This is a genomic window from Adlercreutzia sp. CNCM I-6215 (assembly GCF_977072315.1).
Genome location: NZ_CDRVMA010000018.1, coordinates 19818 through 27272 on the forward strand (window position 1 = coordinate 19818; position 7455 = coordinate 27272).

The following is a 7455-nucleotide window of genomic DNA, read 5'->3' on the forward strand; positions in this document are numbered from 1 at the left end:
GATGATGTATGGATAGCGAGACGCTCAACGAACAATGGGCGCGCATTTGCGCCCAGGTCAAAAGCTACCAGGATATCGACCCCTCCCAGGTTTCCGCCTTTTTCTCGCGGCTCGTTCCCCAGGCCATGAGCGATTCATTTCTCATGCTCACCGCCGACAACGACTTTATAAAGACATGGGTCGAGCAGCATTACACCGAGGTTATCGTACGCGCGCTGCGCGATCTCACCGGCGTCGTATTCGCGGTGGCCATCGCCGTCGACCCCACCCAAGAGCAGCGTAAAATCGCCGCTGCGGGCCAACCATCCCCTGCGGCGCCCCTTTCGGCGCCCGCCCAACCGATGCCGACGCCAACACCCGCGCAACCAGCAGCATCGACGATGGAGTCTCTCCCTTCTCAGCCCATCGCGGCAGCTGCGCCCCCCTCACCGGCCTATGGTGCTCCCCTGTCTCAGGCGACCCCCTTCGAACCATCCGGCATGGTCGCCCATTCCCTTGCAGAGGACGTCGTGGTCGATCACTACGCGCCTCCCGCGCCCGCACCGCTCTCCCAGGAGCCGGTCGCCGAGCGGGCTTCGAATCCCTCGTCTTCCCTCACGTTCGAGAACTTCGTTATCGGGGAATCGAACCGCATGGCCTACTCCATGGCCGTCGAAGTTGCAGAGTCCCCCGGACGGCTTCCCCTTAATCCCCTGTTCATTTACGGGAAAAGCGGCTTGGGCAAAACCCATCTCATGAGAGCCATTCAGAACTACATCGAGGAAACGCGTCCCTCGATGCGAACGGTCTACGTGGATGCTCAGGACTTTGTCTCGAAGTACTCAGAGGCCGGCGCCATCAAGGACCAGGAGAAGGTCAGCTTCCGCAATTTCCGCGCCTACTATGAGCAGGCAGACATCCTCCTCCTCGATGATGTCCAGCACCTTCAGGGCAAGAAGGAATCCATGAACATGCTTTTCCAGCTGTTCAACACGCTGACCAGCCAGGGCAAGCAGGTGGTGCTCTCCGCCGACCGCGCTCCCAAGAACATCCAATTCGACGAACGTCTGAAATCTCGCTTCTACAGCGGCGGCACCATTGACATCCAACCGCCGGAAGTGGAAACCAAACTCGGCATCGTCAAATCCTTCACCGACGAGTTCAGCCGCAGCGAGGGCCTGGGGAACTTCACCCTCTCCGACGACATTCAAATGTACATCGCCGAGAACTCCGGGTCCAACATCCGCGAGCTCAAGGGCGCCGTGAATACCGTCATCTACCGCATGATCTACTGCGATCGCAGCGATATCTCCATCGATGAAGTGCGCGAGCTTCTAGCCAATCATTTCACCGGCGGCATGTCACGAAGCTTGACCGTGGAGGACATCCAGCGCGAAGTGGAGAACTTCTTCAAGGTGAGCCATAGCGACATGGTAGGCCCCAAGCGATCCCAATCCATTGTGAGACCGCGACAGATCGCCATCTACCTGTGCCGACAACTGCTCGACCTCCCCTACGGCGATATCGGCAAGAAATTCAATCGCGACCATTCGACCGCCATCCATTCGGCAACAAGCATCGAAGAGCGTTTGAAGACCGATCGCGATACCCAGGAAGAGATTGAGGTGCTGCAGAAGATCATCTGCGAGCTGGACTAGTTTGTTCACAAACTCTTGATAAGAAGGGAAAACCTGCGCATAACAGGGCGACTTTTCAACGACAACGGGAGAGAGCGGAGGATGGCCGCCAGCGCATGGTTCACAAGCGCGCTTGACAACTCACCAAGCAGTAAGTACGTTAGCAAGCTCCCCACCTGCGGCTATGCCAGTTATCGACTAATCCACTCGTCTTATTGAGACTACTATTTGAATTCTATTTTTAGAATCCCTCTTCAATGGGAACTACATTTTAGTTCTGCACAGCCGTTACCTGTACTTCATGGTTCCACCTCCCTATCGCAACTCCCTTCGCAGCCATCTTCCTTATTCTTCTGTTCGCCCCGTTGACAGTACTTTTTTGCGTTGTATAATTCAAAAGCTACTCTTTAAACCATGAAAGGGAAAGAAACAATGAAACGCACCTATCAACCGAACAAACGCAAGCGCGCCAAGTGCCATGGCTTCCGTGCCCGTATGGCTACCAAGGGTGGTCGCGCTGTTCTCGCTTCCCGTCGTGCTAAGGGGCGCAAGCGTCTCACCGTCTAGGAGATCTTTAGGTGCAGACTATTAAATCCAGCACTGAAATCTCCCAGCTCTTCTCTACGGGGCATCGTCTTCATACGCCATACTTTACGGTTATTGTAGGCGCCCAGGACGACAAGCAGAGCAATCATGAGCGACACGGCCATTCCGGTCGTGTCGCTTTTATTGCAGGGAAGAAGTTGGGGAATGCCGTTTGGAGAAACCGCGCCAAGCGCCGCTTGCGAGCACTCTGCATGGAAATGGGCGGTCCGTGGGCCGGCTTTGACGTGATATTTCTGGCAAAATCAGGCCTCACCCGGGCTTCTTATAGTAAAGTGCTGAAAGCATGCGGAAATGTCGCTGAGCGCCTTGCCCAAGGCGAAGGGAAGAACACCGTTGAAGAAGCTGCTCGTACGCATTAAGAGGATTCCGACTCTGGTCGCTATCGGTCTTATTATGTTTTACCGAATGGCTCTTTCACCCCTTCTTCCCCCTTCTTGCCGCTTCATTCCCACATGTTCCGAGTACGGACTCACCGCGTTCAAGCGATATGGGTTTTGCAAAGGGTTCGTGCTCACTGCAAAGAGGATACTGCGATGCCGCCCTGGCGGTCCGTGTGGGTACGATCCCGTTCCCTGAGTCGCTGGTGCATTTGGAAAGGTAAGCTATGTGGGATATCTTTAAAGACTGGATCTTCGACATCATCCAGTTCTTCTATAACTTCTGCCACGACTGGGGACTGGCGATCATCGTCGTCACGATTATCTTTCGTATCATCGTCGCGCCCCTCATGCATAAGCAAGCGAAGTCCAATTATGCTATGCAGAAGGTGCAGCCGAAGATTCAGGCCCTGAAAGATCGTTTCCCTGATGATCCCACGCGTCAATCCCAGGAGATGCAGAAGATCTACGCGGAGATGAAGTTCAACCCGCTCGCTGGTTGTCTTCCGATGTTGCTCCAGATGCCGATCTTTATTGCTCTGTTCCATGTGCTTCGCGAGATGGGCGAACGTATTGGTGAGGGCACGTACTCGTTCTACAACTTGGTTCCGAATCTCGTCACAACGCCCTCTCAGGCTTTCAGCGAGGGATTCGGAACATTTGTTCCCTATCTCATTCTCATGATTATCTTTGCTGGTGCTACCTTCCTTCCGATGGTCCTTCAGCAGTTGAAAACTGAAAACACCCAGCAGAAAAATCAGACGCTCATGATGGGCGCGATCATGTCTCTTATGATGCTTTGGATTTCCTGGGGTTCGCCGGCGGGTGTATTGCTGTTCTGGGGCGCATCCTCCCTTATCGGTATCGGGCAGAACCAGTTGACGCTTGCGCGCTGCCGTGCTGCCGATCGGCGTAAAGAGGAGGAAGAAGCTCTCGTCGTCAAGCCGATCGAGGTTAACGTCACGCGCAAAGAGAAGAAGAAGCGTCCTAAGAAAAAGCGCTAGACCTTACTGATTTTAGGGAGTGTTTCACATGAAACACTCCCTTTGTACGTTCCGCGGCATCATTTCAACCGCGGTGTTTAAGGTTAGGAGCCTGTAATGACTGAAGAGTTCGAGGACATGATTGAAGAGGTAGAAGACGAGGTGGTGGAAGAATCTCAGTCTTCTGCAGACCCCATTAATACCGAAGAGGTTGTTGAAGAGGACGAGCTTATCGTAACGGACGAGATGCTCGATACTATTGCTGACACTGCTATCGCGGCACTCCAGGATATTCTCCAGTATTTCAATGTCGGCGAAGTGACTATTGATGAATACGAGGGTGACGAGGGCGAACTGATTCTTGATATCAGCGGTAAAGATATGGCTGTCCTTATTGGTCGTCATGGAAAAACTCTTGATGCGCTGCAATTCATTGTGTCGATGATAACGGTACGCACTATCGGTTTCCGTTATCCAGTTATTGTCGATGTTGAGGGCTACAAGAACCGCCAGCGCCAAAAGCTCGAGTCGATTGCGCACAGCTCTGCTAATCGAGCTGCTTCCCAGCACCGTAAAGTTGGATTGCGCCCGATGACCCCCTACGAGCGTCGGATTATCCACATTGCTTTGAGAGACGATGATCGCGTCGAGACCGTTTCTGAGGGGGAGGGTCCTTCCCGCCATGTGGTCGTGGTTCCTCTGTAAAAACTGTTCTAATACTTTCAATGTGCTGATGGGACGCGCAAAGCACGTCCCATTTCCTTTATTATGGACACGTTCGCCTATGGAAAGGAGTTGAGATGGCAGATGATCAGACGATGAGCTTGATGCAGTGCTATCTTGATTCAATCCTTGAAGCAAACAAAGTTACGAATCTTACTCGCATTACTGATAGGGAACAGGCGCGTCTCCTTCATATAGAGGATTCGCTGGTAGGTTTGCCGGAGGTCAATGAAGCTCCTGACGGTCTCTATGGAGACCTTGGCTCAGGAGGGGGGTTCCCCGGCGTCCCTCTTGCGCTTGCGACAGGAAGAACGACCCTTCTCGTTGATTCGGTGAAGAAAAAAATGGCCATCGTCCAATCTGTCCTTGATGATCTTTCGTTGAGTGAGCAAATTTCCACATCGAGCGAACGCATCGAGGATCTTCCTCTGGAGTACAAGGAGAAATTCACCGTCCTCACAGCTCGAGCTCTGTCTAAACTAGTTTCTCTTATAGAGCTTGCTTCGCCCCTTTTGAAAAAGGGCGGTCGGTTAGTCTGTTATAAAGCCCAGCTATCATCGGAGGAACTTGATGAAGCTCTTGCTGTGCAAGACCTTGTGGGTATGAGAATGATCTCCCAGCGTGAGGTTTGCTTGAGCGATGGAGAGACCATGAGAACCATTGTAGTGTTTGAGAAAGTCGGCAAGTCACGCATCAAGCTTCCTCGAAGAATTGGCTTGGCTCAGAAACAGCCACTGCGTCCCCGTAGCTGAATGTAGTATGTGATCGTGTTTCACGTGAAACACGATCAATTTGAATCCTTCTGTCGAACATCGCCTGAACCAGCTTGAGGCGATGATATACTGTGCTCCAATCAAGGAAGGAGGTTCCTGTGGGATTCTTTGATGGTCTTAAACGAGACACAAAACAAGCCCGGACTGTCGAAGAGGTTGATCAACCTCAGACTCAGGAACAAGAAGTGGTAGCCGCTGAAGAGGAACTCGTTGACGATCCTGAAAATATTGAAGTGGTTGTCAGGGAGGTTGAGGATTACGCAGCTCCTGTGATTCCTCGAGAACCTTTGAAGAGCTATAAAGACAAAGCGCCGGTGCGTCATGTTGTCGGACAGACGAAGATTATTGCCATCATTAACCAAAAAGGTGGCGTAGGGAAGTCGACAACAGCGATCAACCTTGGGGCTGCACTGGGAGAGATGGGCAAACAGGTGCTTCTTGTCGATCTTGATCCTCAGGGAAATTGCTCCAGTGGCCTAGGCGTTGAGAAGAGTCTTATACAGCAGTGCATCTACGATGTTCTCCTTAACGATGTTCCTCTTGAAGAGGTAATTATTCCTGATATCGCCGAGGGATTAGACATTGCTCCGGCTACGATTAATCTTGCGGGGGCGGAAGTCGAGCTGGTCTCGGAAATGGCGCGAGAGAATCGCCTTAAGGATGCTGTGGGTAGCATGCGGGGCAAATATGATTTCATTCTCATCGACTGCCCGCCTTCTTTGGGTCTTTTAACAGTTAATGCTCTGGTGGCGGCCGATAAATTGCTTATTCCTATCCAATGCGAGTTCTATGCCTTGGAGGGTGTGACAAAACTTCTCGAATCAATGAAGCGTGTCAAATCTCGCCTTAATCCTACTCTGGATATCTACGGCATTCTTCTTACTATGTACGATAGCCGTACGACGCTCTCGAAGCAGGTTGTCGATGAAGTGCGTGAGTATTTTGGGCGCCTGGTGTTCGCCACGCCTATTCCTCGCACGGTTAAATTGTCGGAAGCTCCGAGTTTTGGGCAGCCGATTACCCAATACGATCCCAAGGGAAGAGGCGCTCTTTCCTATATTGAATTAGCGAAGGAAGTGATTGCACGTGGCTAAGCCCGAACGTCGTGGAGGACTCGGTCGAGGTCTGGGTTCCCTCCTCCCCGGTTCTTATGAATCACCTGCCCCTGTTTCCCCTGCGCCCGAGCGCCAGAGAGTGACAATTGAAGTAGATGAAGAGGCGGCGCGAGAGGCCCCTGTTTCCACACGGCCCGTACGGACGATGGTTGAGATAGAGGAAGAACCAGTAAAGGTTTCTGAACCTATTGTGCGAGAAGCCATCATTGAGGAATCGAGGATTGAGGAGGTTCCTGCTCGGGAAACTGATGAGGTAGAGATTGATAGAATCGCCCCTAATCCTGATCAGCCGAGAACCCAATTTAAAAAAGAGGAAATAGAAGAACTTGCTGCTTCTATTGAAAAGGATGGTCTGCTCCAACCTATTCTTGTAAGGCAAATGGCCGATGGTACCTATCAGATCATTGCCGGTGAGCGCCGTTGGCAAGCCTCTAAGGCTGCTGGTCTTAAGAAGGTTCCCGTTCGTGTAAAAGAGGTTGATGACGACCAAGCCCTTGAGCTTGCGTTAATTGAAAATATCCAGCGCTCTGATTTGAACCCGATAGAAGAGGCGTACGGATACCGTCGGTTGATGGAGCGACGCTCGATGACTCAGGCGGAAGTGGCGCAAGCAGTTTCCAAAGGCCGTTCGACTGTCGCCAATGCACTTCGACTTCTCGATCTTCCTGAAGAAGCTCAACAGCTTCTGTTTGAGGAAAAGATCACGGCGGGCCATGCACGTGCCATTCTTTCAGTGCCCACAGCTGAAGGTCGTCTTTCCTTGACTCAGAAGATTATTGATAACGGTTTGAACGTGCGCGAAGCAGAGAATCTTGCTCGCCTTATGTCAGGTAAAAAGGACGGCTCTGCCTCGACTCCTCGTGAGCCGATGCCTGCGGTTTACAAGTCTGTGGCGAAGACCTTACGTGAGACACTGAAGACTAACGTGCGTGTGAAATCGTCCAAAGGGAAGAACAAAATCGAGATTGAATTCAAAGATGAGGAAGATTTGCGGCGACTCTTCAGCGAGCTTGTTGGTGAGTAACTTTCGATAGCATTTAATGACTAAGAAAAGAGTCTGTTTCACGTGAAATAGACTCTTTTCTTTTGTTCAGGCTCGTGAGCCTGCACGGCGCGCGAAGCGCGGCGGGCAAAAAACCACCCGCTATGCGGGTGCGCGTCGAAGGTGTTAGCGCTACCGCAAAATCAGCCGAACGCGCCACTCTATCCCGCCGGCGGCGCCCCCGGTTCCCGGCCGGGGGCGCTACCGCACTTTGGCCGCC

9 protein-coding genes are annotated in these 7455 nt (G+C 52.2%); all 9 read left to right on the forward strand.

Annotated features, from left to right (window positions below; all coding sequences use genetic code 11):
- The first annotated feature begins 8 nt into the window (after positions 1-8).
- The 9 genes from dnaA (at position 9) to ACW4LP_RS11630 (ending at position 7217) form a co-directional block, all read left to right on the forward strand.
- Entirely contained in the window at positions 9-1637 is a 1629-nt protein-coding gene (dnaA, locus tag ACW4LP_RS11590) for a chromosomal replication initiator protein DnaA (protein ID WP_157011795.1), read from the forward strand.
- Between the two features lie 411 nt (positions 1638-2048).
- Positions 2049-2183 (forward strand): 50S ribosomal protein L34, encoded by a 135-nt coding sequence (gene rpmH / locus ACW4LP_RS11595; protein WP_022737978.1) that lies wholly within the window; start codon positions 2049-2051, stop codon positions 2181-2183.
- An 11-nt stretch (positions 2184-2194) separates the two neighbouring features.
- A complete protein-coding gene (gene rnpA / locus ACW4LP_RS11600; RefSeq protein WP_084280241.1) occupies positions 2195-2581 on the forward strand; it encodes a ribonuclease P protein component in 387 nt (128 codons plus the stop codon).
- Positions 2514-2798, forward strand: coding sequence for a membrane protein insertion efficiency factor YidD (gene yidD, locus ACW4LP_RS11605; protein ID WP_114538850.1), 285 nt, complete (start codon positions 2514-2516; stop codon positions 2796-2798). The genes rnpA and yidD overlap by 68 nt, the downstream gene beginning before the upstream one ends.
- 28 nt (positions 2799-2826) lie before the next feature.
- On the forward strand, positions 2827-3603 hold the full coding sequence (locus tag ACW4LP_RS11610) for a YidC/Oxa1 family membrane protein insertase (RefSeq protein ID WP_455803843.1): 777 nt from the start codon (positions 2827-2829) through the stop codon (positions 3601-3603).
- A 96-nt stretch (positions 3604-3699) separates the two neighbouring features.
- Positions 3700-4287, forward strand: a complete 588-nt coding sequence (locus tag ACW4LP_RS11615; protein WP_114538848.1) for a Jag family protein — start codon at positions 3700-3702, stop codon at positions 4285-4287.
- Positions 4288-4382: 95 nt separating this feature from the next.
- Positions 4383-5057, forward strand: coding sequence for a 16S rRNA (guanine(527)-N(7))-methyltransferase RsmG (rsmG, locus tag ACW4LP_RS11620; RefSeq protein WP_455803844.1), 675 nt, complete (start codon positions 4383-4385; stop codon positions 5055-5057).
- 119 nt (positions 5058-5176) lie between these two features.
- A complete protein-coding gene (locus ACW4LP_RS11625; RefSeq protein ID WP_321203150.1) occupies positions 5177-6172 on the forward strand; it encodes a ParA family protein in 996 nt (331 codons plus the stop codon).
- Positions 6165-7217 carry a ParB/RepB/Spo0J family partition protein gene (locus ACW4LP_RS11630; RefSeq protein ID WP_455803845.1) on the forward strand — a complete coding sequence of 351 codons (1053 nt, stop codon included), beginning with the start codon at positions 6165-6167 and terminating at the stop codon, positions 7215-7217. The genes ACW4LP_RS11625 and ACW4LP_RS11630 overlap by 8 nt, the downstream gene beginning before the upstream one ends.
- Positions 7218-7455: the final 238 nt, after the last annotated feature.

What these genes read in the sequence shown, in the direction of transcription:
- ACW4LP_RS11615 (WP_114538848.1), top strand. Translation starts at nt 3,700, where the DNA reads ATGACTGAAGAGTTCGAGGACATGATTGAAGAGGTAGAAGACGAGGTG.
- rsmG (WP_455803844.1), top strand. Translation starts at nt 4,383, where the DNA reads ATGGCAGATGATCAGACGATGAGCTTGATGCAGTGCTATCTTGATTCA.
- ACW4LP_RS11610 (WP_455803843.1), top strand. Translation starts at nt 2,827, where the DNA reads ATGTGGGATATCTTTAAAGACTGGATCTTCGACATCATCCAGTTCTTC.
- dnaA (WP_157011795.1), top strand. Translation starts at nt 9, where the DNA reads ATGGATAGCGAGACGCTCAACGAACAATGGGCGCGCATTTGCGCCCAG.
- yidD (WP_114538850.1), top strand. Translation starts at nt 2,514, where the DNA reads ATGTCGCTGAGCGCCTTGCCCAAGGCGAAGGGAAGAACACCGTTGAAG.
- rpmH (WP_022737978.1), top strand. Translation starts at nt 2,049, where the DNA reads ATGAAACGCACCTATCAACCGAACAAACGCAAGCGCGCCAAGTGCCAT.